Below are 278 nucleotides of genomic sequence, written 5' to 3' on the forward strand. Positions count from 1 at the left end.
TGGTGGTTCAGCAAAAGCTACTCTGGCTGATATTCAAGCTGGGTTTGGCGGGAATACCAATTCCCTGAATGTTCTTCCTGTATTTGTTTCTGCTACCGACCTTCATCTGTCTAATACTGGAAATAATACTCTTGACAATAAAGGAACTCCAATTGCTGAAGTAACTTTAGATGCTGATGGAAATACGAGAAATGCAACAACTCCTGATTTTGGAGCATATGAATTTACAGCGGAAGCGATGGCTGTAAGTGAAGCTTCTAAGAAAAAAATAAACTTTT

Annotated in this window: 1 protein-coding gene; it reads left to right on the forward strand. The window is 38.8% G+C overall.

Annotated features, from left to right (window positions below; translation table 11 throughout):
- Positions 1-278 (forward strand): hypothetical protein (locus SB659_RS19370; RefSeq protein ID WP_410551572.1); only part of this gene is annotated, 278 nt, incomplete at both ends.

The sequence above is a fragment of the Arthrobacter sp. SIMBA_036 genome, assembly GCF_046535135.1.
In the GTDB taxonomy this organism is placed as follows: domain Bacteria; phylum Actinomycetota; class Actinomycetes; order Actinomycetales; family Micrococcaceae; genus Arthrobacter.